The sequence below is a fragment of the Pseudobutyrivibrio ruminis AD2017 genome, assembly GCF_000424305.1.
GTDB lineage: Bacteria > Bacillota > Clostridia > Lachnospirales > Lachnospiraceae > Pseudobutyrivibrio > Pseudobutyrivibrio ruminis_B.
Genome location: NZ_AUJQ01000006.1, coordinates 51,268 through 76,752, shown reverse-complemented (window position 1 = coordinate 76,752; position 25,485 = coordinate 51,268). Strand labels below are relative to the sequence as shown.

Here is a 25,485-nt window from a genome sequence, read left to right as displayed (position 1 = left end):
TTTGCTTAGGCCCTTTGTTTTATTAATGTTTCTTTTCAAAGGTTCCTGCAACCTTATCAAGCAAATCACGAATTGGAAGATGCTGTGGACAAACCTTTTCACACTTGCCACACTTAATACAATCAGAAGCCTTACCATTGTCACTTCCACTTACTAAATCATAATACATGCCCGAGTTCCAATCATGGAATGCCTCGTGAGCATTCATAGCTGAGAACATGTCTGGAATGCGAATGTTTTTAGGACAGTGATTCTCCTCTACGCAATATCTACAGCTAGTACATGGAATGAGGTTAAGGTTCTTAAAGATACCTGTAACACGGGCAACCGCTCCCATTTCTGCTTCTGTCAGTGGCTCAAAATCCTTCATGAAGCTTAAGTTATCTTCCATCTGCTCCATGTTGCTCATTCCTGAAAGAACCATAGTCATGCTAGGGAAGCTGGCTGCAAATCTGATTGCATAGCTGGCGTTACTCTTATCTCCTAAATCTCTGAATACCTTATCAGCCTCTTCAGGAAGATTTACAAGGCTACCGCCCTTAACTGGCTCCATAACTATAACTGGCTTGTTATGCTTTTCGCATACTTCGTATACCTTGCGGCTTTCTACAGAAGCATCCTCATAATCAACATAGTTGAACTGAATCTGAACCACCTCTACCTCTGGATGGTCTGTGAGAATCATATCAAGGACCTCTGCCTTGTCATGGAATGAAAGTCCTACGTGTTTAATCTTACCTTCTTTTTTAAGCTCGAAGGCTGTCTCGTATGCCTTGCATGCCTGGAACTTTTTGTAATTATCCTTATTCTGTGCATGCATGAGATAAAAATCAAAATAATCTACTCCGCACCACTTTAACTGATTCTCGAAGAAAGGACGGATATCCTCCTGCTTGTTAAAATATGGCTCAGTCAGCTTATTTGTAAGCAAGAACTGACTTCTGTCATATCTTGCTGACAGGCATTTTGCAATGGCTGTCTCAGATTTACCATCTATATATCCATGAGCAGTATCGAAATAGTTAAGACCTGACGCTATAAAGGCATCAATCATCTTATTGAACTGTTCATGATCAACTTCCTTGTCCTGCATTGGAAGTCGCATACATCCAAATCCAAAGTTACCGTGAATCTCTGGGAAAAACTTATTTTCTACCATTATGTACCTCCCGTTATTACATTCCTTTTACCCTGATATAATAACATGAAACCCGCGTGTAATGGAATAAATTCATTTCAAATGTTATCCGCAAGGTCAGCAAGAATCTATGCTTTTTTAATTAATGCCACCGTTTCAAGCTGATTTAAATTGTCCAAACCAAAAAGTGTCTCATTGTTGATCATTGGAATCTTAAACTTAATATCCTTAATCCACTTTCCATCTGGCTGTCTCTCTTCGTAAACCTCAACCTTCTCTATAAGTTGAGTGATGAACTCTCTGCACTCTGCATCAGTCATATCAACAACGTACTTGTCGAAATAAACCAATGCCTTGTATACATTATCAGCTGATACTTTATTTGCTATTATTGCCTGACGCTTTGCCTGAGCAGACAGTAGTAGTTCTTCTGTCCTATCAATTTTATCATAGATTTTATATAAACTACACTCGAGATCATTTTTGCGTCTTGAATAATGCTTATTCTCAACATCTAAAGAATCTATATCATCATTGATAGCCTCTTTTCTGTTGTAACACTTTCTAAGCTGAGCTTTTAATTCTTTTATTTCTTTATCCAATTCAGTGGTATCCACCTCCGCCTTAATCTTTCTTTTGATTTCTTGGGCGAATTTTCTACTTTGTGTCATTCGAATTATAGACTCAATGACTGCTGCATCAAGTAATTCTTCATTTATCTGCTTTCTATATGTGCATACATGACCTCTATCCTTTTTTCTGTGCTTGCAAGAATAATAATAGAAATCCTTATAGAATGTTCCATCCGCTTTTTTCTTAGTTGCCTTGTTAGCGTACAATCCTGTTCCACATATCGGGCATTTCACTATTCCTGTAAGAAGATGCGTTCTTTCTTCTTTTGGTTTATTAACACGACTATATTTATGAGAACGCTTTTTCATCTTGGCATTAGCAGCCTCCCACAAATCTTCAGATACAATAGCTTCATGTGCTCCATCAGCCGTAATATAATCATCAGAATTAACTATCTGATATTCATTACGTGTACCTTTAACTTTTTGAGTTTTTCTTCTACCAAATGCAATCTTTCCAATGTAAACAGGATTTTGAAGAATAAGACGAATTGTATGTTCGCTGAAGTATTCGTTTTCCCAATCACGCCTTTTTACCTTCTTTATTCCATGATTCGAAAGATACTTTGCTACACCTGAAGGTCCATGTGTTGTATTGACATATACTTCAAAAATCTTTCTAATAACTTCCGCTTCATCCTCTTTAATAACTAGATTTCCATCCACTAGCTTATAACCATACGGAGCCATTCCTCCATTCCATTTTCCTTCTCTAGCCTTTTGCATTCTACCTTCCATGGTTTGAGCTCTAATGTTTTCACGTTCAATTTCAGCTACAGCTGATAGAACTGAAATCATTAGTTTACCTGCATCTTTTGATGAATCTATTCCATCCTCTACACATATAAGGTCAACTCCAAAGTCTTGCATCACTTGAAGTGTAGAAAGAACATCTGCAGCATTTCTTCCGAATCTTGAAAGTTTAAATACAAGAACAAACCTCACATCATCTTTTCCTGCTTTTATATCTTCGATCATTTTATTAAAAGCCAGGCGATCCACAGTGGATTTGCCTGACTTTCCTGCATCCTCATATTCCCCAGCAATCTCGTACTCATTGTAAGCACAGAAGCCTTTCATTCTTGTCTTCTGTGCCTCTAATGAATAGCCATCTATCTGCATTGCTGTTGAGACACGAGTGTAAATATAAACTTTTGTCTTTTCTTTTGTCATAATACCTCCCAAGCTATTTGTCTTCATTAACCGAAGCTCCAGGTAAACGCTTAAGCCCCTCGTTATTTACATATTCCAATGTTTGCATTTGTTTAACTACAAGCTGTCTAAGGAGAACCAGTCTTTCTGATTGAGGCTTCCCCTGCTCAATTAAAATTGCGTTGTAGCTTTCCATATTTGCAAGTACGAGCAATTGATTAAGACTTGCGAAATCTCGCATGTTCCCATTTTTATCTTTATTGGAATCTCTCCATTGTTTCGCTGTCATACCAAATAATGCAACATTAAGAAGATCTGCTTCACTGGCATATTTAAATGAAATCTGCTCTGGTGTAAGTTCTGGTGGGATTAAGTTATCTTTTATTGCATCAGTATGAATGCGATAGTTAATCTTTGCAATTTCACGATTCAAATTCCAGTTAAGAGATAATTTGCTATTTTCATCTTTCTTTATACGTTTGTAATCTTTTATAATATACAGTTTAAATTCAGCGGAAATCCATGATGCAAATTCAAGCGCAATGTCTGAATGTGCGTATGTTCCACCATATCGACCTGCCTTTGAAACTATACCTATAGCATTTACACCTTGTATCCACTTTGTTGGTGACATTGTAAAAGCATGCAGTCCTGCCTCACCTCTAAACCCCTCGAATTCGAGGGGTTTAAAATCAGTATTATGCAACCGCTCCCACAATCCCAAGAATTCAATTGTTTCTCGAGTTCTCATCCAATTACATATCGTAGCATTTGCATCATCACTTTTATATTTAGCTATATCAGTAAGTGAAATAAAATCATTCTCAAAATCCATTGTGTACATGCGAATGTCCTTACCATTTGCATGTATTGTATCTTTCATCATTTTTCCCATGTTAAATCCTCCATTTTCGTCAGCTCCCCCAACTTCTTCGCATAGGTCAGCAATCTCTTTTGCGCGTCCTCATTTAAACCTTCATATTCCATTAAAAGCTGCTTTTCCTTATAATCCACCTTAGTCTCCTTGACCTCAGCCTCATCTATACCTTTACCCGTAAGAAGAGCCTCCGGTGATACTTCTAATACTCTGCATATATCCATAATCTTATCAGCGGAAGGATTATGCCCTTTTCTCTTCCAATCACTGATTGTGCTAGGTGCTATTCCCGCAGCTTTGCCAAATGCATTCTGACTTAAACCACGCTCTTTTATAAGAAAAAATAATCTTTCAGTTATTGTCATAACAACTGTCCGTCTTTCCGTATTCTATCATTTTCGTTTACGCGAATATATTATCATGTAAACAAAACGTATTCAATATCAAACAAATCTTTTTCTTTACGTTTCTCTGACATAAGCTTGATACACCTTTTCATGTCCTGCATTAGGAATATCTCCTCTAAATAAGGCATTTTGCCTCTGCAGAAAATTTTTTAGTAAGGAATGGCCTATATAGATAAAGTCACTGTAGTTAAATGGAGTAATATGCTAGACCTGAACCTATCGAAGATCCCCGCTACTGAAGTAAATGAGTTAATGAAAATTGTTAAGAAATCTTGCAAGCATCCAATATTCAAGAATCCACCTAAAGGGCGTGAAAATAAACACTGCCATCTTATAGAATGAGCACCTTCACAATAGAAGGTGCTCATGTGATGAGTTTATTAATTAGACACATATTCAATTTGAGCGTCAAACCATTCTTCCGCTTCCTCTTCATATTCAGAACCATACTCACTAAAAAGCTCATCAGAAATTTCTATAGCCGCATTAATCTCACTGGCAAACCTTTCAGGAATATCATTTTCTGGCTTATTATAATAATCTGCTACACGTCCAAGGGAATAAGAAGCAAGTTGTTTATTCTGCTGAGTACCAATGCCATCCAATAAAAACATTCCAATCTTATATTCTGGCATCATCTCAAAATAATCATCATAGCCATATGATGTCATACCCCAGCGGCATCGTTTATAAAATTCCAATGCAACTGAGCAGTTTGCCTTAGCTCCTATTCCATCTTGAAAAAATTTTCCCAACATACATCCTGCATACGCATCCTCATCCTTTAAAAATGCGGAAGCAAAATATGTAAATGCCTTCTGATAATTCTGTCCACAATCTATTCCATAAAAATAATTTCTAGCCTGCTCAACATCTGCATGCTCTTCAAATAATTCCTTAACATGTGAATAGAAATCATAATGGTCACGAACTATATCAGGATATGCTTTGAATATATATGCTTTTAATATTAATTCTCTTGCCGCCTGCAAGTTAATATCACATCCGTAGCCATGGATATAACAAGTTGCCAAATAGTAAAAGGACTTGACATAGCCTTTATCTGCTAAGCGTTTAAGATAGAGATAAAGCATGTCACTGTTCTTAGATTTCTCTAAAAATGATAACGCTAATTCAAATTGAGCGTCATCAACGCCATTAGCAGCACAGATATCTCTGTAAATAATCTTTTCCTGTAATGGCAATGCATTCTTTTTTAGTAGATTATGTAATCCTAAATAATCACTAGCGGAAATATACTCTTCTATCGTTTCCCTATTCAAATTGTCCCGAACCATTCGGTAAAACTCTGTAAGGGGAATTTCTTTTTCATCTTTCTTTGGCATACCTTCACTTTCTTGCATTTTATTCATATAGTCCATGTGTACCGATTCCATACCTTACACCATATTCTTTAAATGCCTCTATAATGCTACATTCATAAAATCCCAAATGCTCATTACTTGAAATTTTTAAATTCTCTCATTGCTGTCTGGAATGCTGTAGGATTTGGATAACCGCCTTTAAAGCAATTAAACTCATCTATGAATTCACGATTTTCTTTATATTTTAGTAATAATTTATAGGCAAGTTCACTATCTTCTTTGGAAATTTTACGATTTCGCAGTTCATCCCATCTTCTATATATCATCTCAATTTCTAAAATATATTTTTCCATAAAGAATCACTCTCCGTCATACATGAAATGTCCAGAACAATTAAACTCATATTCGTTCTTATGCTCTGAATTGTATCCAGCGGCAACAACATCAATCTCCTTACCTGATGTAGCATTTAAATCTAAATAGTATCCCTGCTGTGACAAATAATCACAATAAACAACCATATGTATGTCATCATGCTCCGTATATCCATCAAAACAACGTTCTCCGTGTCCCTCATACCCCCAATTCACGCGAATGTGATCCTTTCCAACTGCTGAATCTGGAATAATCTGTAATGTATATGTAACAGCTGGATTAGTAGATGTAAATACATATCTGCCATATCTTATACATGGTTCAGTAAATTCTTCCTCAGGTTCCACAATTTCCTCTTCATACGCTATCTCTTCATCAACCGCTTCTTCATCGACTATTTCAGGAAACATTGACTGTACCATTGTTTCCTCCTCGTGATTGTCATTTTCGTCTATGACAGAAGAATTTGCGTCCTCTCTTTCTTTCTTAAAAATCATCCATTTCCCTGAATCTTGTTGCAAATAATAGATTCTCTTTCCCATATATACAGGTTCAATCTTTTCATACTCTATTTTCAAATCATTTAAACTATCTAAAACAGCCTCCTTTACTATCTTTTTTGCAACCTGTTTCTTTAAAAAATTACTATTATCTGAAAGCTTATTCAAAAGAAATGTTTGTAAATAGTTGTCAAAATAGCTTTCTATAGATTCACCCGTTGCCCCGTCTTTTGCTGACATTTTAACAGTTACTATTGCCGTACCATCATCTTTCATCTCAACATCATCGCTAATAGAGCGAATAAACAATTCCGCAATTACAAATTCAGTAAAATCTTCCACTGCTTTTTGTACTTCATTATCTTTTCTTAAATATTCCGCATCTATCACTTCATCAGTTGCAGTTGCGAAGAAAATAAATTGTGCCTCTTCTACAGCGCATTCCATAAATGTCGTATTACTTTCCTCTTTTAGTTGTTTTATTTGCTTAATATCTTCACTAATTTCTGTTTTAAAATCATCTGCGCAATAAGATAGTGCTTTCTCAGAATCACATGTAACTTCTGCGTCTAAGAAATTGGAAACAGTCTCAACTGGAGTCATAACAGAGGCAGATTCTACTTCTTGCTCTAATTCATCTGCACCAGACAAATTATTTTGTGAATCAGTATTAGTGTCTGTTATAGTACTACTGTGTGTACACCCCTTGAGAACTAAAACAATTAATACCAGGATAAAAATTGCCAAAATAATAGCCAAGTACTTTACTTTAGATTTTGTTTGGAGTTTTTCTTTTTCAGTCTCGTCATATAACTCCTCTGACTTGCTAGATGTCTCTATTTTTGACTCGTTCCTTAACTTATTTGTATCATTTTTTTCAAAAAAAAGAGTTTCCTTTGTAGAGTCATCATCGTGTTCAGAATATTTTGTTCCACATTCAGGACAAAAACACCCCTCAGTAAATTCCGTACCGCAGTTTTTACACTTCATTTGAATCTCCTTCCTATAAGCCTTCCAAAAACTAGGTTGTCATTCTTTTTCCACAATAATTGCAAAACTTTGACGTTCTAGCTATTTTAGAACCACAGAAGACACAGAATTTTGTTGGATTATCAGCATTTATGTTATTGTTAATAGATTCTTCCGTCTTAGACTGTTCTACTTCAGGTTTTTCTACCTTAGACTCCTCTGTCTTTGACTCCTCTGTCTTTGACTCTTCTTTCTTTGGCTCTTCTTCTATGATTATCTCATTAACACTAGGACTATATTTCTGAAGTTTATTTAGAATAAAAAATATATCACTATTCTTTTTTAGCTGATTACCTTCTATATAAAAATCATATTTTTTGCCATTGTTGGTTTCTATTTGAATGAATGGGACACACTTATCTCCATCATTTTTTGTTCTTAAAATAGCTATGGAGGTTATTTCGTTTAATGGAATAATATTTTTGCTGCTATTCTCTATAACAAAAAATTCTTTCGGTGTTATAATCATCTGATTAATTACAAGGAAAGCATAAACATCTATATCATATTTTTTTGCAACTTCTGATTTTTCAGAAAAGAACGAAACGACAGTATCGTCATGTGTATCCTTTTTATTGTACTTTTGTAATACATCGCAGTATAATTTTCCATTATCATTTTTATCCAAATTGATATACTTTTCACAAAATTGAAGTATGGCGTCTACTTTCGTTTTCCATAAATGAGATTTTAGTTCTTTCCTTATTTCTAATAATTGCTTGTAAATATTTATGGAATTGCTTATATTAGAAAAGAATTTTTCTTCCGAAAGAGAATCTACTAATATTTCACATTTGGATTTATCATTTACATAATTCTCCAAATCATCTATATCAGTAAATACCAATTCGTCATAGTTTTTTTCACTAATCTTTTTTAAGGCCTTTTTCGCAAGATTTTTAAAATGTTCAGTCATAATAAGGTCTTTTTTCGCCTCAAGCAACCTGTAGCTATTTATATAATTAGCTACGTCTATTATTGGACCATCTTCACATAATAAATTAATAGACTGACTAAATCTCTCTGAATCATTTTGATAGATTCTTTTCTCATCAATTGTGTCGAATAAAACGCCATCATAAGTTCTTTGAGCTCTCTCTTTTTCCTCTTTTTCCTTTTGTTTCTTATCTATTAAAGGCTTTTGATATTTCAAGAAATATTCGTGCAAATCAGAATCCTTTTTAAATACTATAATATTTTGTTTTGGAGTCTTTTTATTCTCATTAAGAATTTCTTCTATAACAGCCTCATTTGCGTCACCCAGAATAAATCTTGTAAATTCCACATAGTTAGTAAAATCATCTTCTGTTTCAAATTCAATCATATTAAAGTAAAAAATTAATCCATACACATCACCAGGATTCTTTTTTATATACCTACTTATGTAATTATAAGGTGGATTATTTTTATTAGTTTTTGTCTCGATTTGTTCATTCAATTCGACTCTATCACTAGCCAGTCTTATTGAATAATTAAAATCAACTTCAAAAATAACATTTGCACTATATAAAGCGTTAACTATGGTTTCTCCCAAACTATCAAAAAAAGAATCAATGCATCGATCCAAGAAGGAAAACACTGTAGCATCCCATGCATCAAAGGCATTATTTACGTCATTATGCCACTTTTTAACTACTGCCTCCTTTTTTCTTTCAACCTTTGGTTTATTAAATGCTTCATGTGCAGAATTAATCAACTTTGCCCTAATCGTTCCACCTATTAAGCTTCCTAAATCATTCGCATAGATACTCTCAATTGGCGGTGAAATATACTCAGCCTCATGCCAGCCATCTCCGTACTCCATATGTGCATTCGTAAAATCTAAATCAAATTGTTCTTTTGCTTCTTGATTAACTTCATAAATCGCATCATATAAAGAATTCATTGGAACCATTAAATCATATATTTGTCTTTGGCCCATTCCATCTATTACATTTTGAAGATAATCATCCCATATATGTTCCCAAACGATATAGCCTTTGTCAGACAGCCATTCCGCTCCCATTTGAGCAAATTCGCCATCTTTCATATTAGCAGGGGATAATCCATTTTGATAAATAGACACAAGCGCAGAATGTGTTAATGCTCGTTGATTTTCTATCCTTGCCAAAGTATATGCACACACCCTTTGACTTCCATTGAGCTCAAATTGTTCACCATTTATAGTAAAAGAATGAATTATCGCTGCTTCCTCTTTGCGCTTTTGTGCCTCTTTTTCTGATTCCTCCTGAGCTTTCTTTTCTTCTAACTCCATCACAAAGTCAGAAATCGGATATCCACATTTTGGACAAACGCTCGCTTTATCAGAAACTTCGTTATTGCAGTCTGGACAAGTTATAAGTGCCATAATATCTCCTTTTTATACATAAAACAGTTATCTACATCGTTGTATAACAGCTACTATTTTTCTAATTTAATATTTAAACCAAGAGCTTTTTCCTTTAATGTAAATTTGAAATAAGTGTTTTCTTCATCCACTTTAAATTTTACTTTACTTGTATTATTATGACGTATAAGCGTATCACTTTTTACTTGAATTTTATGAGTTCCTCTTGATAGATAACCTGTATAATATTCCTCGTTCCCAGCCTTTATCTTTCCTATTTCCTCGCCATCAATATAAACAATACAATCGTCATTATATGCTAATGATTTCTTTATATAATTTATATCAATCGTTACAATTTTATCTTCTTCATATTCATCCGCATATTCTAATAGTTCATCTTCAGTAAAATTACTCTCATTCGAACTTTCCTCTTCTATTGCTATTTCTTCTGTATCGTCAATATTGGATATAGCTTCTACACCATCGGTATCAGACATTTCTTCCACAGTGCCAACATCGGATGCTTCTTCTACACTATTCGTATCAGATATTTCTTCCAAACTACTATCATCGTTTGATTCTTCTATATCCACTTGTATGGTCTCTGAAGAACTTGTACCACTTGTTGGGGTAGGTGACAAAACAACATATATCAAAAATACATAAATTAATATAGAGAGGATTATTCCAACTATAGCGCATTTCTTATATTTCGTTTTAGCCTTTAAAGCTTGAATTCCCTTCACAATAGAAATAACACCACACACTATAGGTATAATAACCGTTATTATACTTACCCAAGAAACAAGGCCTAAAACCAATGACCATATAGCCCTAGCATTTTCTTTTGATTTTTGTTTGTTTGATGTTTCTTCTTTTTGTGATTGATTATCATTAAAACCTTTATCTTGATTTTTTGATGCTATGTTTATCTCTATTTGGGTTCCACACTCTGGACAAAAACAGCCCTCTGAAAATTCTGTACCACACACCTTACATTTCATAATTACACCTCCTTTAAGTAATCTATAAAATTTTCGTCAGGATACTTATCTAAAAATGAAATGTCCTCTTCGAATCGTATTGGTTTTATAAGCTGATTATCATTCATGTTTTCTGGTGTTACATACTTTGTATGTTCAAAACCCATCCATCTAGTAACTGCCCCAACATCACTTACACTCATCTTTAATACTTTTGCAATCGATTCTTGAGTATTATTTCTACTATATAATTTCCCTATAACTTCAGCTTTTTCAACACGTGTCATAATATCCCCTTTCATATTTTCTGACTAATACAAGGTTTTAGCGCTTTTATCTGATTATAATTCTACTATGCACATAAGGTTGTATCAACAGTTGTTGATTTATTTCAACAATACACCATTAAAAATTCACAATTCTGTTGATAAAATTTAACAAAAAGAAAGGATTTACTCTCTTGACAGAACAAGAATTGTTTTTATCAGAAATTGGAAAACGAATTGAAGAACGAAGAAAAAAATTAGGACTAACGCAAGAAGGCTTGGCTGAAAAAAGTAATGTCACTACCCAATTTGTTTCATATGCCGAAAGTGGAAAGAGGGCTATGCGACCTGAAAATCTACTACATGTTGCTAATGCCTTAGGAGTTAGTACGGATTATATTCTAACCGGGGACATTATAGACAAAGATTTGCTGTTAATATCAGACAAACTCAGACAGCTAACTCCTAGCCAAGTAAGAATTATAGAATCCATAATTGATGAATGCATAAAACTATAAAAGAAGCTAATCGCTACAATAATAGCAATTAGCTTCTTTTTTATAATATTATAAAACTTCAACACCTCTTCAATAGCTTTCTGCTGTTGTAACGTCCAATTCATCACCTAAAATGCTGTATTCTACGTGTTTTTCTGCGCTAGAAAGTTTGGACAAAAGTGCTACCGTCTCCACATGGTAAGTACCCGGGAACATGTCAACGCAGGCAAGGCGTGTGACCTTGTAGCCGCGGGCGAGGAATACCTCCAGGTCGCGAGCTAAGCTGGTAGGCTTGCATGAGATGTAGACAAGTGAATCTACACCATAGTCGATGATTTTATCAAGTGCCTTTGGATGAATGCCATCTCTAGGTGGATCAAGGATGATGTAATCAGGCTTTTCTGAAATGTCATCAAGAACCTTGAGAACATCACCTGCGATGAAATCGCAGTTATCAAGACCGTTGAGCTTGGCGTTTTCCTTAGCTGCCTCAACTGCTTCTTCTATAATTTCTACACCAGTTACATGCTTTGCTGCAGGTGCGATAACCTGAGCGATGGTGCCTGTACCTGAATAAAGGTCGTATACTTCTGCTCCATCAGCACCAGCGGCAATGAAGTCACGTGCTGTGCTGTAAAGTACTTCTGCTCCCAAAGAATTAGTCTGGAAGAATGAGAATGGGCTGATAGTAAATGAAAGACCAAGAAGCTCTTCCTTAAACCAGCTTTGGCCGTAAAGCACCTCTGTGCCTTCGTCTGCTACCACATCAGCCTCTCTATCATTTTTAGTATGAAGAATACCCGTAAGCTTTCCTTCCCAATCCTGACATTTCAAAAGTGCTTGCTTCCATCCCTCTAAAAGAGCAAGCTCGTAGATTGATGAAATCTGTGTACTAGTAACCAAATCTACTAAGATTTCACCTGTCTTTGTTGCCTTACGAACAAGCAGATGGCGCAAGTATCCTTCATGTGTATTCTTGCGATAATATGGCTGCTTCGCATTTGCGAAGTAATCTAAAGTGATTGTAAGAACACGACGCATATCCGCATCGATAATCTGACAACCATCTACTGTAACAACATCATAGAAGCTGCCCTTCTTATGCATACCAAGTGTAAGTGGACCGTCCTTTACCTCATCTCCGAATGAGAACTCCATTTTATTACGATAACCAAACTGCTTTGGGCTGGCTTTGATGCCTTCGTATGTGGCATTCCATACATCTTCGCTGATGACAGGAGCCATTAAATCATGAATCATGCCTTCCTTTAGCTTTAGCTGCTCCTCATAAGGAAGCGACTGATATGTACAGCCACCGCATTTACCATAATGTACACAATAAGGCTGCTCCATTTCCATAGGAGATGGAACATCTAGGGAAAGGAGATTTCCCTGGGCCTTTTCCTTTGAACTCTTTTTAACTCTTACTGAAACAGTCTGACCTGGCAACACGCCCTTTACACGAAGCTTGTCGCCCTCTGCTGTTTCTATAATACCTTTGTTAGGGAAAGAAACCTTTACTACTTTTCCCTGAACTATTTCACCGCGTTTCATATACACCTCATCAGTCAGCTATCGCTGACAGCTTCCCCTCAAGGGGAAGCCTTTTATACTTTCTTTAATTTTGCGAAGGAGGCGAACATCTTCTTGATTCCGACGCCGTCGAAGTCTACGGTGACCTCGTAGTCACGGCCTTCGTCGATGATGTCCTTTACTGTTCCTTCCTTAAATTTGATATGGCTGACTCTGTCGCCGATGCCATATTCCAATTCTGATTTTTCTATCTTAGTTCCGTTTTTGTTAGCAACTGCGGTAGTGGAACTTCCTACCGTATATACGTTAGTCTTAAATGTATCGCGAACTGAACGCTTATTATCACCGTAGCTTGTAGCGATGGCTGGGCCTCTGCCAGAAGGCTTTTGATATACAGAGTACTCTCCAATAGGAGTGCTTGAATAATCCTCCATAGGCTTTGGTTCCCACAGATTGCCCTTAATTAAATCCTCTGGGATTTCCTTAACAAAGCGAGAAATCTTGTGGAACTGAGTCTCGCCACGAATCATACGCATTCGGGCAGCAGTCATGGTAAGATGCTCTCTGGCACGTGTGATTCCAACGTATGCAAGACGGCGCTCCTCTTCTAATTCTGAATCGGCTCCGCCGCCGTCAAAGATGGCGCCCTGTCCTGGGAACAGGCCATCCTCCATGCCGGCCATGTAAACACGTGGGAACTCAAGACCCTTGGCGCCATGAAGAGTCATGAGCACAACATAGTTATCGCTTTCTTCGTAGCTATCTATATCTGCCACAAGTGCTACATCCTCCAAGAAGCCTGAAAGTGTAGGCTCTTCATCGTCGTCTCTGGCGTCCTTTTCGTAGGCTACGGCCTTTGTAAGAAGCTCATCGATATTTTCGATACGCGCTTTGGCCTCATCTGTGCCCTCTGCTCTAAGCTCAGCCACGTAATCTGTCTGGTCTAAGATTTCCTCGACAAGAGCTGATACTGATTCCTCCGCAGCAATCTTTCTGAGCTTTTCAATTAAATCTGTGAAGCCCTTAATCTTAACTGCTGCCTTTCCAATGGATGGAATATCGTTTGCATGAACTAAAGCCTCGTAGAAATTAAGGCCGTGTTCTCTGGCGTAATCTGATACCTTTGCAATGGATGTGGCACCAATGCCTCGCTTTGGAATATTTATAATACGCTGAACTGCGATATCATCAGCACCGTTATCTACTGTTTTAAGATATGCAATAACATCCTTGATTTCCTTACGGCTGTAGAAATTAACACCGCCTACTATTTTGTAAGGGATGCCTTCGTATATCATTTTTTCTTCTATAAGACGGGACTGGGCGTTGGTACGATAAAGGATTGCGCAATCTCTGTAATCGGCCTCTCCTTTGCGTACAAAGCTGGCAATATTGCTGGCTATGTAGCTGGCTTCCTCGTAAGCGCTGTCGAACTGTTGGAAGTTGATTTTGTCTCCAGCTTCTTCTTCAGTCCAAAGAGCCTTTTCCTTACGTCCCTCGTTATTTGCAATAACTGCATTGGCAGCATCCAGGATATTGCCTGTACTACGATAATTCTGCTCCAGCTTAATCACGTGAGCATTTGGGAAATGCTGCTCAAAATTGAGAATGTTGTAAATGTCTGCTCCACGGAATTTGTAGATGGACTGGTCGTCATCACCTACTACGCAAAGGTTCTCTCTGCCGCTGGATAACAGACGGACAAGCTCAAACTGAGCGGCGTTAGTATCCTGATACTCGTCAACCATGATGTAATGGAACTTATTCTGATAAAATGCCTGCACCTCTGGATCAAGCTTAAGAAGCTCTACCGTCTTCATAATCAAATCGTCAAAATCAAATGCATTGTTCTGACGAAGTCTGGCCTGGTATTCCCTGTAAACAGATGCCTGGCGAGACATGTTGTAATCGCCCATGGCACGATTAGTGAATTCCTCTGGGCCGATTAGTTTATTCTTAGCATCGGAAATGACATTTAAAAAAGTACGTTCCTTAAACTGCTTAGTATCTATCTGAAGATATTTGCAAACTTCCTTCATGAGGGTCTTGCAATCGTCTGTATCGTAGATGGTGAAATTAGTGCTGTAGCCCTGCCCAAGTCTCTCACAAAATCTGCGTAAGATTCTAACACATGATGCATGGAAGGTGGCAACCCAAACACCGTCAGAACCAAAACCTACGATATTATCTATACGCTCGCGCATTTCGCGAGCTGCTTTATTAGTGAAGGTGATAGCCATGATGTTGTATGGCATAACCCCCTGCTCAATTAAATAAGCAACGCGGTGGGTAAGTACTCTTGTCTTACCGGAGCCGGCACCGGCCAGTATAAGAACTGGACCTTCCGTAGTGACAACTCCCTCGCGCTGCCTATCGTTTAACATACTTAAATCCATAACCATTAATTCCTATCTAAAACGAAAGTTTGTTCTAAAATATTCTATCATATAAAAATGATTCTATCTATAAAATCACTTGCTTTCCTTTGGTTTTTCTTTAGTACTATTTTCATCCTCTGATTTAGCTTCGCGACCAGCTATAAACTGCTCAATCATCATCTTCTTAACGAAAACATCGAAGGCCAACTCACATATAAATGTGAATTCCTGGAGTTCATTTCTAGATTCCTCGTCCTGCTCCATGAAGGCTTCTTTACTAAGATTGTATTTTCTAATGATATCCTTTGTGACATCGTTTGCAACCTTGCTTTCGTAGCCTACCATGGCAGAATAAATGTCATAAAATCCTAGTCCTTCGTCTGAACCGAAATACCTTTCATTGATAGGGTCAAGGATGTTTTTGATGTCCTTCATTGAAAGGAAATTTTTAAGATAATATATGAAAATCAGATTGAGCATGTGATCTCTGGAATACTTCTTTTTCTCAGGCGATGGCAAAATCTGATTTTTAGTGTAATTGTTAATCATGGTTTTAGTCATAGCCTTGTCCTCAGTGGCTTCACGAACTGTGCCTAGCTCCTGATCAAGGAATGTAAGAACCTGATCCATGTATAAATCTATATTAGGGATGTCCTCTGGATGAACGTAATCTATTTCTGCAAGCTGATGCAAAATATCGCTAAGTCTTTTTCGTGTGTTATCCATATTATCACCTCAATAAAAAATAAGATGTAGTCTTCAAGACTACATCTTACATTCTATCACAGAAATTATTCCATTTAAATAATGAGTTATTTACTGATTCTCTTAAGTACCATATCGTAACCATCATTACCGTAGTTAAGAGCACGGTTAACACGGCTGATAGTTGCGGAGCTGGCCCCTGTTTCATCAGCAATATCCTGGTAAGTACGCTCTTCACGAAGCATCTTGGCTACCTCGAAGCGCTGTTTCATTGCTACCATTTCATTGACAGTACATAAATCTTCAAAAAATTCATAAGCCTCTTCAACAGTTTCGAGGCTGAGAATAGCTCTTAAAAGCTCATCCATTTCTGCTGTTTCAAGTTTCTTGTTCATTTTAAATATACTCCTATCGCTAGCACGTCACAGACGCACGGTTACCCTTTATTGTTTATATATAATTTAGCACATTAAAGTTTTAAAGTAAAGAATTATAATAAAAAATAAACAATAAAATGGCCCTCGCAAAAGGGCCATCGACTATTGTACGCTATAACTCTACAAAAGTAAAGCGATAAATTACTAATGTTACAAAGTTTTAAAGGATTGTGACACCTCTTTCACTAGCATAAGCCACATCTTCTTCAGGCCAGAACGAACACTGAACCTCACCGATATGACACTTGCGAAGGAAGAACATACAAATACGGCTCTGTCCAATACCACCGCCAATTGTATATGGAAGCTTCTTTTCAAGAATTGCCTTCTGGAAAGGAAGAGAAGCTCTATCCTCACATCCTGCCTTCTTAAGCTGAGCTGCAAGACTATCCTCATCTACTCTGATTCCCATAGATGAAAGCTCAAGTGAAATATCATCAACTGGATAGTAAACGATGATATCACCATTTAACTGCCAATCATCATAATCTGGAGCACGACCATCGTGTCTCTCACCAGACTTAAGCAAATCACCAATCTTCATAAGGAAGATTGCGCCGTATTCCTTTGCAGCCTCATACTCACGCTGATGAGCATCAAGCTCTGGCCATCTATCCTCTAATTCCTGAGAAGTGATGAAATGAATCTCCTCTGGTAAAATACACTGCACATAATCATAAGAATTTGCAATGTATTTTTCTGTAACGCGAAGCGCAGCATAAACGCTCTTTACGTACTTTTTAAGAGTTTCTTCTGTTCTGTCAGCCTTGTCGATAATACATTCCCAGTCCCACTGGTCAACATAGATGGAATGGATATTATCAGTATCCTCGTCACGGCGGATTGCGTTCATATCAGTGTAAAGGCCTTCGCCTACATTGAAGTGATATCTGCCGAGGGCCATTCTCTTCCACTTAGCAAGTGAATGAACGACTTCTACTTCTTTATCACCCTGCTCCTTTACGCCGAAAGCAACTGGGCGCTCCACACCATTCAAATTGTCATTAAGACCTGAACTTGGCTCTACAAAAAGTGGTGCAGTTACACGATGAAGATTAAGCTCCGCTGTAAGCTGTGCCTGGAAGAAATCCTTCACCTTCTTAATCGCAATTTGGGTCTCCTTCAAATCCAAAGCAGATTTGTAACCCTCTGGGATGTACATCTTGCTCATATTCTCCTCCTAAATCGTGTCGGCGACATTCTAGTGTTTCATGCTCCCGCAAGCCATCTCCCATTGACTTGCAACAGAAACTCCCCGCCGGCGTGGGTCCCCTCTGTTGCAAGTCATGGGGCCCTCTTGCTCGCGCTTGCCTAGGCTGTGATGTCGCCTTGGGTTATTAAGTGAGTAATCATTGAGTTGAGACATACATGTCTTTCTAAAGACCTTAAAGTGCCGTCCCTACTTAGGTGGTGCTTTAGCAGCACCTTATGTAGGGCAACGAGCACGACATGAGCGAAAGCGTGTCTTAGAAAGATATGTATGGGTCAGCGAAATGATTACGGACTTTAGTGGAAGAACTGCCATTGAAGATTGCCTACGGCAATGGGCAGTTCTGGGCAATCAAATTCACACATGTTCATGTGCGAATTTGATTACAAATCGCAGTTACCTACGGTACGTGGGAATGGGATTACGTCACGGATGTTGCCCATTCCTGTGAGGTACATTACGCAGCGCTCGAAGCCGAGTCCGAAGCCTGCATGACGAGAGCTACCGTATTTACGAAGGTCAAGGTAGAACTGGTAGTCCTCTTCCTTGAGGCCGCATTCCTGCATTCTCTTAAGAAGTACATCGTAGTCGTCCTCACGCTGTGAACCACCGATGATTTCTCCTATACCAGGAACGAGGCAGTCCATAGCAGCTACTGTCTTGCCGTCATCGTTGAGCTTCATATAGAAAGCCTTGATTTCCTTTGGATAATCTGTTACGAATACAGGCTTTCCAAAAATCTTTTCTGTTAAGTATCTTTCGTGCTCTGTCTGAAGATCACAGCCCCAAGATACCTTGTAATCAAATTCATCGTTGTGCTTCTCAAGCTCTGCAACAGCATCTGTGTATGTGATACGTCCGAAATCAGAAGTAGCAACGTGATGTAATCTATCAAGAAGTCCCTTGTCGATGAAGTTGTTGAAGAATTCCATCTCCTCTGGAGCATGCTCAAGAACGTAGTTGATAACGAACTTAATCATGTCTTCAGCAAGTTCCATATCATCCTCAAGATCAGCGAAAGAAATCTCTGGCTCAATCATCCAGAACTCTGCTGCATGACGAGTTGTGTTAGAGTTCTCTGCACGGAATGTAGGACCGAATGTGTAAATATTCTTGAAGGCCTGTGCGTATGTCTCACCGTTTAACTGACCTGATACTGTAAGGTTTGTAGCATGTCCGAAGAAATCCTGTGAGAAATCAACCTTGCCATCCTCTGTCTTAGGGATGTTGTTAAGGTCCATTGTTGTAACCTGGAACATCTCACCTGCACCCTCGCAGTCACTTCCTGTGATAAGTGGAGTGTGTACATATACGAAATCACGCTCCTGGAAGAACTTGTGAATAGCGTATGCACAAAGAGAACGCACTCTAAATACAGCCTGGAATGTGTTTGTACGTGCACGAAGATGTGTCTGTGTACGAAGGTATTCCATTGTGTGTCTCTTTGGCTGGATTGGATAATCTGGTGTAGACTTTCCTTCAACTACAACCTTTGTAGCCTGGATTTCAAATGGCTGCTTAGCCTCTGGTGTAAGTACTACAGTACCTGTTACATATACTGCTGCACCTACATTTAAATGACGAACTTCATCGAAGTTATCAATCTTATCCTGGTTGAAAACTACCTGCACTGGGTTAAAGAAAGTACCATCTGCAAGTACTAAGAATCCAAATGTCTTTGAATCACGCATGTTGCGAACCCAACCAGAAACTGTAACTTCCTTGTCACCGTATTCCTTGAAGTTTCTAGAAAGAGTTCTTATGTCTGTTGTTTTAACGCTCATAATTTTCTCCTTTTCATTCATAAAAAAAGCCCCACCAAGCAGTACTTGATGAGGCTCTCTAATTCTTACTTATTTGAAACAACCATCAAATCTCATCAACGCAATAAAATTAAATCCCCTGATTATTATTCACGGAATTATTATTATTGTTATTGAGATTATTAAGCATAGATGTGAATGCCATGATTGTCTCCTTTTCTTTATTTGAGTAAAGTATAGTTATTTACGATTTTAATGTCAAGCTTTTCATGTCAATAGTTAAGTTTTTTCTGCATTCTCATATTCTCACTTAAAAATCGGAAATGAGGTTAAGTGTGAGAAAAATTTTTCAAAATAAACTTAAGTTAGATTAAATAATTTTAGGTATTCTTAAGTTTATTTGGAGATTTTCATTTCTTCACTTAACAAATTCTCCCGACTCCTCAGATTTATATAAGTGAAAATGATTTTTTGCTATTTCACACTTAACTCTGTTAAGTTTTTAAAATTTTTTTCTAGATTCACTTAACAGCATTTTGCAATTTTAAGTGAAAAATCTATTATGGTATATACACTTAACTCCATAGTGAAATTCCCTTGCGAAGATTTTTAGCATTTGTATAATTAAATAGGTAAGAAAAAATTAGGGGTGACATATTAATATGAATAAAAAAGAAGTAAATGAAATAAAAAGACGCTTCAAAAAGGATTCCGTTAACTTCGACAAGATGGTTGGCTGCTACGTTGATGCCAACAAGGAAATCGTGCTCACATTCAAGGAGACTTTCCTTAATCTTGAGGATGAGGAATTCCACAAATATCTTGAGATTGCTAACAAGGCCATGTCTGGAACTATTGGCAACAACTTGCTGGAGCTTCCATTTGATCCTGAATCAGAAATCGAAGGCAGCGGTCATGATTTGTTAATGAGACTTCGCGAGACAGGTCTTAAGGATGAGAAGCTTCTTATTGAATATTACAATCGCATTATTGAATCTTATGATTATGTAGGAAACTATCTTATCGTGCTTTTCCACGATACATATGATGTTCCTATGAAGACCAGCGATAACTTAGCCTTAGATGAATCAGAGGAAGTATACGAATACATCATCTGCGCTATCTGCCCTGTTCAGCTTTCAAAGGCTGCCCTTGGTTATCGCGAGCAGGAAAACCGTATTGGCGCTAGAGACAGAGACTGGGTTGTAGGACCTGTTGATACAGCCTTTACATTTCCTGCATTTACAGAGCGTTCTACTGATTTACATGCATGCCTGGCATACACTAAGAACACTAAGGAGCCTCATGTAGAATTCTGGGAAAACTGCATTGGCTGCGGCACTAGAAAGACCACTACTCAGAAGAAGAATGCCTTCAACAACATGCTGAACCAGGCGCTTGGCGAGGAAACAGAGGAAACTCTTGAGACAAAGCTTGATATTCAGCAGAACCTTTCAGATTTCATTACTGTTGAGGCCGAGCGTTTAGGACCTGAAGAGCCAATCATTCTTGAACCACAGGATGTTGCAAATATCCTTACTGATTCTGGACTTTCAGATATGAAGGTTGAAAAGATTCAGGCTAATTTCGAAAACTATTTTGAAGAGCAGCTCCCACTTGCTGAGGAAATCTTAGATGAGAAGGCTCTTAAGAATAATGAAATAAGAGTTGAGAAAAATGTTCTTAAGGAACGTGTTGTAGACCTTACAAAGCAGCTTAAAGAAGCCACAGGAGAAACAGCCGATGGCAAGATACCTGACATTGTTGTAAAAGTATCTGAAAGCAAGGCAGCTAATGTTACTACAGCTTACGTAGATGGTAAGAAGTGCGTATGCGTACCAATCGAACCTGACGAAACATTCATGCTTAACGGGGAAGAAATATAAAAAAAAGGCACTATGTTACCTACATAGTGCCTCTCTATATTTATTATAAATTATTTTTCTAACTCATCAAGATGTGGAATAGCAACCTCAGGCATAAGCTCGTTAGACATATCCTCTAAGATATGGTTAAGAGTTGCGATCTCTTCCTTAGAGAAGTGTTCCTCAGAACGCTCAGCTACTGTGCTTACGTAGCCTGTTGAAAGATTGAGATAATCAAGATACTTGTCAGTAACGTGAAGATGGTATTCTCTTCTATCTGTTGTTGACTGTACCTTCTGAAGATATCCCTTTTCAATTAAGCAAGCAACCTTATATGCTGCATTAGGTGATGAAATACCGATGAAATCAGCAAACTCTTTAACAGTAGGATTGTTTAAGCAATATATAATTTCTACACAGAATAATTCAACTATAGTAAGTGATGTTTCTCTTGAGTGTAGCTTGTTAAACATCTCCTGATAAAAGTGAATTTTGAATTTGGTATAAACCTCTGTAAGATTTTTTTCTAACATTATTATACTCCTATCTTTCTTTAATTTAATTCCCACAGAATACTATACTCAATTTATTCACTGATGGCAAAGGAAATTTCAGCTTTTGCAACAATTTTTTCGTCGATTGTGGCAATAGCCTCACCAAATCCTATTGGCCCCTTCCTTGCTGTAAGGGTGCATTCGAGGTTTAAAACATCACCCGGCTCAACCTGCCTTTTAAACCTCGCATTTTTAATTCCGCCGAAGAATGCAAGCTTACCTTTATTATCTTCCTCAGTCAAAAGCGCAACAGCTCCCACCTGAGCTAATGCTTCTATTATAAGTACACCTGGCATAACAGGGTGACCTGGGAAGTGTCCCATGAAATGCATTTCGTTTGCGCTGACGCATTTGATGCCCTTGGCATATTTTCCTGGCTCACATTCCACTATCTTATCTACCAACAAGAAAGGATAGCGATGTGGCAAAATCTCCTGAATCTCTGAATTACTTAACTGCATGTAGTCTCCTAGTCCGGCGTTACGTAAACAATCATTAATACAAGCCGTCGCGAGATTGGCTCCTTGCTTGTATTAATAATTGTTTACTACGCCTCATCTAAATTCTCTACGCTTCGTATTTACGAAGTACGATTGATGCGTTGTGGCCTCCGAAGCCGAGGGCGTTGGAAAGGGCCACTTTGATATCCGCCTTGCGTCCAATATTTGGAACGATATCAAGGTCGCAGGCTTCGTCTTTTTCAAGGTAATTAATAGTTGCTGGTACAAATCCATCCTTAAGGGCAAGTGAGGTAATAATGCCCTCTACGGCACCTGCTGCACCAAGAAGATGGCCTGTCATAGATTTTGTTGAGCTTACCATAAGCTCATAAGCATGGTCGCCAAAGGCCTTCTTAATAGCCAGTGTCTCACCTGCATCATTAAGACTTGTAGATGTTCCATGAGCATTAATGTAATCTACATCCTTCATCTCAAGGCCAGCATCCTTTACTGCCAGAGCCATGCATTTAGCACCGCCTTCACCCTCTGGGTTTGGTGCAGTGATGTGGTATGCGTCACAGTTAGAACCGTAGCCTACTATCTCTGCATAGATTTTAGCTCCGCGGGCCTTAGCGTGCTCCAGCTCCTCAAGCACAAGGATGCCAGCGCCTTCGCCCATTACGAATCCATGTCTTTCTTTATCAAAAGGAATAGAAGCTCTGTTAGGATTTTCGCTAGTGCAAAGAGCCTTCATAGACTGGAAGCCTCCGATGGCAAGTGGCATAACTACGCCTTCTGCACCACCACAAACCATGACGTCCTCGTATTCATCTCTGATTCTGTGGAAGGCATCACCGATGGCGTTGTTAGAGCTTGCGCAGGCTGTAACAACACAGGTACACATACCTTTAAGACCATACATGATGGCAATCTGACCTGCTGCCATGTTACTGATAGACATAGGGATAAAATAAGGAGAAATCTTTCCATAGCCCTTCTCTTCACCCTTGCTATGTTCCTCCGCAATAGTAGATAGTCCGCCGATTCCAGATGAAACAATACAGCCTACTCTGTCTGCATTTTCCTTTTCCATATCAAGTCCTGAATCCGCGAAAGCCTCCTTGGCTGCTGCACATGCATACTGAGTATACACATCCATACGTCTGGCTTCCTTTGGTCCAAGTACCTCAGCTGCATCAAAGTTCTTTACCTCGCCTGCAAGCTTTACCTTTAATTCACTTGTATCAAAATGAGTAATAGGAGCGATTCCACATTTGCCTGCCTTTACAGCATTCCATGTTTCCTCTACAGAATTTCCCAAAGGATTTACTGTTCCCATTCCTGTGATTACAACTCTTCTTTTCATTTTACATTCCTCCAGTAACCTCAATCACCTGTCCAGTGATATAAGAAGCCTTCTCTGATGCCAGAAACTCTACTGCATTTGCCACATCCTCTGGCTGGCCAAATCGATTTAGTGGTATTCTCTTTAAATAATCCGCCTTAACATTTTCTGGCAGTTCATCTGTCATTGCTGTCTGAATGAATCCTGGCGCTATCGCATTTACGATAATTCCCTTACCACCATATTCTCTTGCAACTGACTTCGTAAATCCGATAATTCCAGCTTTGCTAGCAGCGTAATTTGTCTGACCTGCATTACCATTAACACCTACAATAGATGTGATGTTGATGATACTTCCATGGCGTTTTTTCATCATATCCTTTATAGCAGCCTTTGTGCAAAGGAATGTACCCTTAAGATTGATGTCGATAACCTTATCAAAATCTGCCTCACTCATTCTGATAAGAAGACCATCTTTAGTAACTCCTGCATTGTTTACAAGTACATCCACAGGACCAAACTTTTCTTTTACTGCTGCAAACATTTCTGCTACGTCTGCTTCGTTGCTAACATCGCATTTGATGGCGATTGCATTTACGCCGTGCTCTTCGCAAAGCTTAACTGTTTCTTCTGCTGCATTTTCATTTCCTGAATAGCAGATGGCAATATCAAAGCCTGTCTCTGCAAGCTTATCTGCAATCACTCTTCCTATCCCACGACTTCCGCCCGTAACAAGTACTGTACTCATGCTCTTAACTCCTTTATGGTGTTTTCAAAATCCTCAACTGTGTCGATGGAATATACCTTTACATCATCAACTGTCTTATTTATAAATTTACTTATTGCCTTGCCTGGGCCGATTTCGATGATAGTATCAACACCTGCATCTACCATGTATTTGATAGAATCCTCTAAATATACTGAGGACTGAACCTGCTTTTCTAAAAGTGCTGGGATAGATTCCTCATCTGTCTTCTCTCTACCTAGACAATTAAATACAATCTTTGATTTTTCTTCGTTAAATGAAATGTCCTTAAGCTCCTTAGCCAGTTTGTCTCCTGCAGGCTTCATAAGCTTTGTGTGGAAAGGACCGCTAACCTTTAATGGAACGATTCTTTTTGCGCCAGCTTCCTTAAGATAAGCACTGGCTTTATCAACTGCAATGGCATCTCCTGAAATAACAATCTGACCTGGGCAATTGAAGTTTGCCGCCTGAACAATCTTTTCTCCCTTAAGCTCTGAATTAGCCTTGTCGCAGCACTCCATAACTGACTCTCTGTCAGCGCCCATAACAGCTGCCATTTTTACATCTAAGCCTTCAGATGCTTCCGCCATGTACTTACCTCTTTTTGCGATAAGCTCTAGTACCTGATTTTCATCTAAAGTCTCTGATTCATACAGCGCTGAATACTCTCCCAAGCTAAGACCGCAGGTGTAATCCGCATTTATTCCTGCTTCCTTTAAAAGCTTAGTAACGCCGATTGCAAAAGCAACCATAGCTGGCTGTGTATACTTAGTCTGAGACAACTGCTCCTCTGGTCCTTCAAAACACAGCTTTGCAACATCCATATCTGTAACTGCGCTAACTGTTTTTGTAGCACCATCAATTGTCTTTCTAAAGCTCTCATATTTCTCATAAAAATCCTGGCCCATCCCCACTCTCTGAGAACCTTGGCCTGCATATACAATTCCTAACATATTCTCAAACCTCTAATCCGCCTGTACTATCCAAGCTATAAAAAATT

The 25,485-nt window shown here is 38.3% G+C and carries 23 protein-coding genes; 2 read left to right on the top strand and 21 right to left on the bottom strand.

The features are described 5' to 3' along the window. Window positions 1–22: 22 nt before the first annotated feature. The 10 genes from G611_RS0105075 to G611_RS0105020 all read right to left on the bottom strand — a co-directional run bounded on the left by G611_RS0105075 (window position 23) and on the right by G611_RS0105020 (window position 11,034). The gene (locus G611_RS0105075; RefSeq protein ID WP_028242711.1) at window positions 23–1,159 is read right to left on the bottom strand and encodes an aldo/keto reductase; all 1,137 of its coding nucleotides are present in this window, start codon (window positions 1,157–1,159) and stop codon (window positions 23–25) included. 107 nt (window positions 1,160–1,266) lie between these two features. Continuing rightward, the gene (locus G611_RS0105070; protein WP_028242710.1) at window positions 1,267–2,943 is read right to left on the bottom strand and encodes a recombinase family protein; all 1,677 of its coding nucleotides are present in this window, start codon (window positions 2,941–2,943) and stop codon (window positions 1,267–1,269) included. Window positions 2,944–2,956: 13 nt separating this feature from the next. Continuing rightward, on the bottom strand, window positions 2,957–3,817 hold the full coding sequence (locus G611_RS0105065; RefSeq protein WP_028242709.1) for a KilA-N domain-containing protein: 861 nt from the start codon (window positions 3,815–3,817) through the stop codon (window positions 2,957–2,959). Next, the gene (locus tag G611_RS0105060) at window positions 3,805–4,164 is read right to left on the bottom strand and encodes a helix-turn-helix domain-containing protein (protein ID WP_028242708.1); all 360 of its coding nucleotides are present in this window, start codon (window positions 4,162–4,164) and stop codon (window positions 3,805–3,807) included. Before G611_RS0105060 ends, G611_RS0105065 begins: the two co-directional genes overlap by 13 nt. Window positions 4,165–4,586: 422 nt before the next feature. Continuing rightward, window positions 4,587–5,579: a tetratricopeptide repeat protein gene (locus G611_RS0105045; protein ID WP_155942248.1), complete on the bottom strand. Its 993-nt coding sequence runs from the start codon at window positions 5,577–5,579 to the stop codon at window positions 4,587–4,589. An 86-nt stretch (window positions 5,580–5,665) separates the two neighbouring features. Next, window positions 5,666–5,884 carry a hypothetical protein gene (locus G611_RS0105040; RefSeq protein WP_028242705.1) on the bottom strand — a complete coding sequence of 73 codons (219 nt, stop codon included), beginning with the start codon at window positions 5,882–5,884 and terminating at the stop codon, window positions 5,666–5,668. A 6-nt stretch (window positions 5,885–5,890) separates the two neighbouring features. Next, complete coding sequence (locus G611_RS0105035) at window positions 5,891–7,396, bottom strand: zinc ribbon domain-containing protein (RefSeq protein WP_028242704.1); 1,506 nt, start codon at window positions 7,394–7,396, stop codon at window positions 5,891–5,893. Between the two features lie 31 nt (window positions 7,397–7,427). Then, window positions 7,428–9,782, bottom strand: a complete 2,355-nt coding sequence (locus tag G611_RS13935; RefSeq protein WP_036948236.1) for a zinc ribbon domain-containing protein — start codon at window positions 9,780–9,782, stop codon at window positions 7,428–7,430. Between the two features lie 53 nt (window positions 9,783–9,835). Further along, complete coding sequence (locus tag G611_RS0105025) at window positions 9,836–10,768, bottom strand: DUF4190 domain-containing protein (RefSeq protein ID WP_028242703.1); 933 nt, start codon at window positions 10,766–10,768, stop codon at window positions 9,836–9,838. A gap of 2 nt (window positions 10,769–10,770) precedes the next feature. Continuing rightward, the gene (locus tag G611_RS0105020; protein ID WP_028242702.1) at window positions 10,771–11,034 is read right to left on the bottom strand and encodes a hypothetical protein; all 264 of its coding nucleotides are present in this window, start codon (window positions 11,032–11,034) and stop codon (window positions 10,771–10,773) included. Between the two features lie 173 nt (window positions 11,035–11,207). Here G611_RS0105020 and G611_RS0105015 point away from each other — a divergent pair, with 173 nt between their 5' ends. Next, window positions 11,208–11,531: a helix-turn-helix domain-containing protein gene (locus G611_RS0105015; protein WP_028242701.1), complete on the top strand. Its 324-nt coding sequence runs from the start codon at window positions 11,208–11,210 to the stop codon at window positions 11,529–11,531. 69 nt (window positions 11,532–11,600) lie between these two features. On the opposite strand, the gene rlmD is transcribed toward G611_RS0105015, so the two are convergent. From rlmD to asnS, 6 genes are all read right to left on the bottom strand, one after another. Further along, entirely contained in the window at window positions 11,601–13,064 is a 1,464-nt protein-coding gene (gene rlmD / locus G611_RS0105010; RefSeq protein WP_028242700.1) for a 23S rRNA (uracil(1939)-C(5))-methyltransferase RlmD, read from the bottom strand. 53 nt (window positions 13,065–13,117) lie between these two features. Further along, window positions 13,118–15,439, bottom strand: a complete 2,322-nt coding sequence (locus G611_RS0105005; RefSeq protein ID WP_028242699.1) for an ATP-dependent helicase — start codon at window positions 15,437–15,439, stop codon at window positions 13,118–13,120. 75 nt (window positions 15,440–15,514) lie between these two features. Next, on the bottom strand, window positions 15,515–16,147 hold the full coding sequence (locus tag G611_RS0105000) for a DUF1836 domain-containing protein (protein WP_028242698.1): 633 nt from the start codon (window positions 16,145–16,147) through the stop codon (window positions 15,515–15,517). Window positions 16,148–16,233: 86 nt separating this feature from the next. After that, entirely contained in the window at window positions 16,234–16,521 is a 288-nt protein-coding gene (locus G611_RS0104995) for a YerC/YecD family TrpR-related protein (protein WP_015548776.1), read from the bottom strand. Window positions 16,522–16,723: 202 nt separating this feature from the next. Continuing rightward, window positions 16,724–17,734, bottom strand: coding sequence for an aspartate--ammonia ligase (gene asnA / locus G611_RS0104990; RefSeq protein WP_028242697.1), 1,011 nt, complete (start codon window positions 17,732–17,734; stop codon window positions 16,724–16,726). Window positions 17,735–18,156: 422 nt separating this feature from the next. Further along, window positions 18,157–19,557 (bottom strand): asparagine--tRNA ligase, encoded by a 1,401-nt coding sequence (gene asnS, locus G611_RS0104985; RefSeq protein ID WP_028242696.1) that lies wholly within the window; start codon window positions 19,555–19,557, stop codon window positions 18,157–18,159. Between the two features lie 641 nt (window positions 19,558–20,198). Here asnS and G611_RS0104980 point away from each other — a divergent pair. Continuing rightward, complete coding sequence (locus G611_RS0104980) at window positions 20,199–21,422, top strand: DUF4317 domain-containing protein (RefSeq protein WP_028242695.1); 1,224 nt, start codon at window positions 20,199–20,201, stop codon at window positions 21,420–21,422. Window positions 21,423–21,472: 50 nt separating this feature from the next. Here the strand turns inward: G611_RS0104980 and G611_RS0104975 are convergent, their stop codons facing one another. The 5 genes from G611_RS0104975 to fabD form a co-directional block, all read right to left on the bottom strand. After that, window positions 21,473–21,934, bottom strand: a complete 462-nt coding sequence (locus G611_RS0104975; RefSeq protein WP_028242694.1) for a MarR family winged helix-turn-helix transcriptional regulator — start codon at window positions 21,932–21,934, stop codon at window positions 21,473–21,475. Between the two features lie 53 nt (window positions 21,935–21,987). Then, window positions 21,988–22,416 carry a 3-hydroxyacyl-ACP dehydratase FabZ gene (gene fabZ, locus G611_RS0104970; RefSeq protein WP_028242693.1) on the bottom strand — a complete coding sequence of 143 codons (429 nt, stop codon included), beginning with the start codon at window positions 22,414–22,416 and terminating at the stop codon, window positions 21,988–21,990. A gap of 106 nt (window positions 22,417–22,522) precedes the next feature. Next, entirely contained in the window at window positions 22,523–23,761 is a 1,239-nt protein-coding gene (gene fabF / locus G611_RS0104965; protein WP_036948230.1) for a beta-ketoacyl-ACP synthase II, read from the bottom strand. A 1-nt stretch (window position 23,762) separates the two neighbouring features. Further along, window positions 23,763–24,488 carry a 3-oxoacyl-[acyl-carrier-protein] reductase gene (fabG, locus tag G611_RS0104960; protein ID WP_028242691.1) on the bottom strand — a complete coding sequence of 242 codons (726 nt, stop codon included), beginning with the start codon at window positions 24,486–24,488 and terminating at the stop codon, window positions 23,763–23,765. Next, on the bottom strand, window positions 24,485–25,438 hold the full coding sequence (fabD, locus tag G611_RS0104955; RefSeq protein ID WP_028242690.1) for an ACP S-malonyltransferase: 954 nt from the start codon (window positions 25,436–25,438) through the stop codon (window positions 24,485–24,487). Before fabD ends, fabG begins: the two co-directional genes overlap by 4 nt. Window positions 25,439–25,485 lie beyond the last annotated feature (47 nt).

Bases quoted from the DNA above. Each gene is read 5' to 3' on its own strand.
- G611_RS0105020 (WP_028242702.1), bottom strand. From the start codon at position 11,034: ATGACACGTGTTGAAAAAGCTGAAGTTATAGGGAAATTATATAGTAGA.
- G611_RS13935 (WP_036948236.1), bottom strand. From the start codon at position 9,782: ATGGCACTTATAACTTGTCCAGACTGCAATAACGAAGTTTCTGATAAA.
- G611_RS0105075 (WP_028242711.1), bottom strand. From the start codon at position 1,159: ATGGTAGAAAATAAGTTTTTCCCAGAGATTCACGGTAACTTTGGATTT.
- G611_RS0105065 (WP_028242709.1), bottom strand. From the start codon at position 3,817: ATGGGAAAAATGATGAAAGATACAATACATGCAAATGGTAAGGACATT.
- G611_RS0105025 (WP_028242703.1), bottom strand. From the start codon at position 10,768: ATGAAATGTAAGGTGTGTGGTACAGAATTTTCAGAGGGCTGTTTTTGT.
- rlmD (WP_028242700.1), bottom strand. From the start codon at position 13,064: ATGAAACGCGGTGAAATAGTTCAGGGAAAAGTAGTAAAGGTTTCTTTC.
- G611_RS0104995 (WP_015548776.1), bottom strand. From the start codon at position 16,521: ATGAACAAGAAACTTGAAACAGCAGAAATGGATGAGCTTTTAAGAGCT.
- G611_RS0105045 (WP_155942248.1), bottom strand. From the start codon at position 5,579: ATGAATAAAATGCAAGAAAGTGAAGGTATGCCAAAGAAAGATGAAAAA.
- fabF (WP_036948230.1), bottom strand. From the start codon at position 23,761: ATGAAAAGAAGAGTTGTAATCACAGGAATGGGAACAGTAAATCCTTTG.
- G611_RS0105005 (WP_028242699.1), bottom strand. From the start codon at position 15,439: ATGGATTTAAGTATGTTAAACGATAGGCAGCGCGAGGGAGTTGTCACT.
- G611_RS0104980 (WP_028242695.1), top strand. From the start codon at position 20,199: ATGAATAAAAAAGAAGTAAATGAAATAAAAAGACGCTTCAAAAAGGAT.
- G611_RS0105070 (WP_028242710.1), bottom strand. From the start codon at position 2,943: ATGACAAAAGAAAAGACAAAAGTTTATATTTACACTCGTGTCTCAACA.
- G611_RS0105000 (WP_028242698.1), bottom strand. From the start codon at position 16,147: ATGGATAACACACGAAAAAGACTTAGCGATATTTTGCATCAGCTTGCA.
- fabG (WP_028242691.1), bottom strand. From the start codon at position 24,488: ATGAGTACAGTACTTGTTACGGGCGGAAGTCGTGGGATAGGAAGAGTG.
- G611_RS0104975 (WP_028242694.1), bottom strand. From the start codon at position 21,934: ATGTTAGAAAAAAATCTTACAGAGGTTTATACCAAATTCAAAATTCAC.
- G611_RS0105035 (WP_028242704.1), bottom strand. From the start codon at position 7,396: ATGAAGTGTAAAAACTGCGGTACGGAATTTACTGAGGGGTGTTTTTGT.
- asnA (WP_028242697.1), bottom strand. From the start codon at position 17,734: ATGAGCAAGATGTACATCCCAGAGGGTTACAAATCTGCTTTGGATTTG.
- G611_RS0105040 (WP_028242705.1), bottom strand. From the start codon at position 5,884: ATGGAAAAATATATTTTAGAAATTGAGATGATATATAGAAGATGGGAT.
- fabD (WP_028242690.1), bottom strand. From the start codon at position 25,438: ATGTTAGGAATTGTATATGCAGGCCAAGGTTCTCAGAGAGTGGGGATG.
- G611_RS0105060 (WP_028242708.1), bottom strand. From the start codon at position 4,164: ATGACAATAACTGAAAGATTATTTTTTCTTATAAAAGAGCGTGGTTTA.
- fabZ (WP_028242693.1), bottom strand. From the start codon at position 22,416: ATGCAGTTAAGTAATTCAGAGATTCAGGAGATTTTGCCACATCGCTAT.
- asnS (WP_028242696.1), bottom strand. From the start codon at position 19,557: ATGAGCGTTAAAACAACAGACATAAGAACTCTTTCTAGAAACTTCAAG.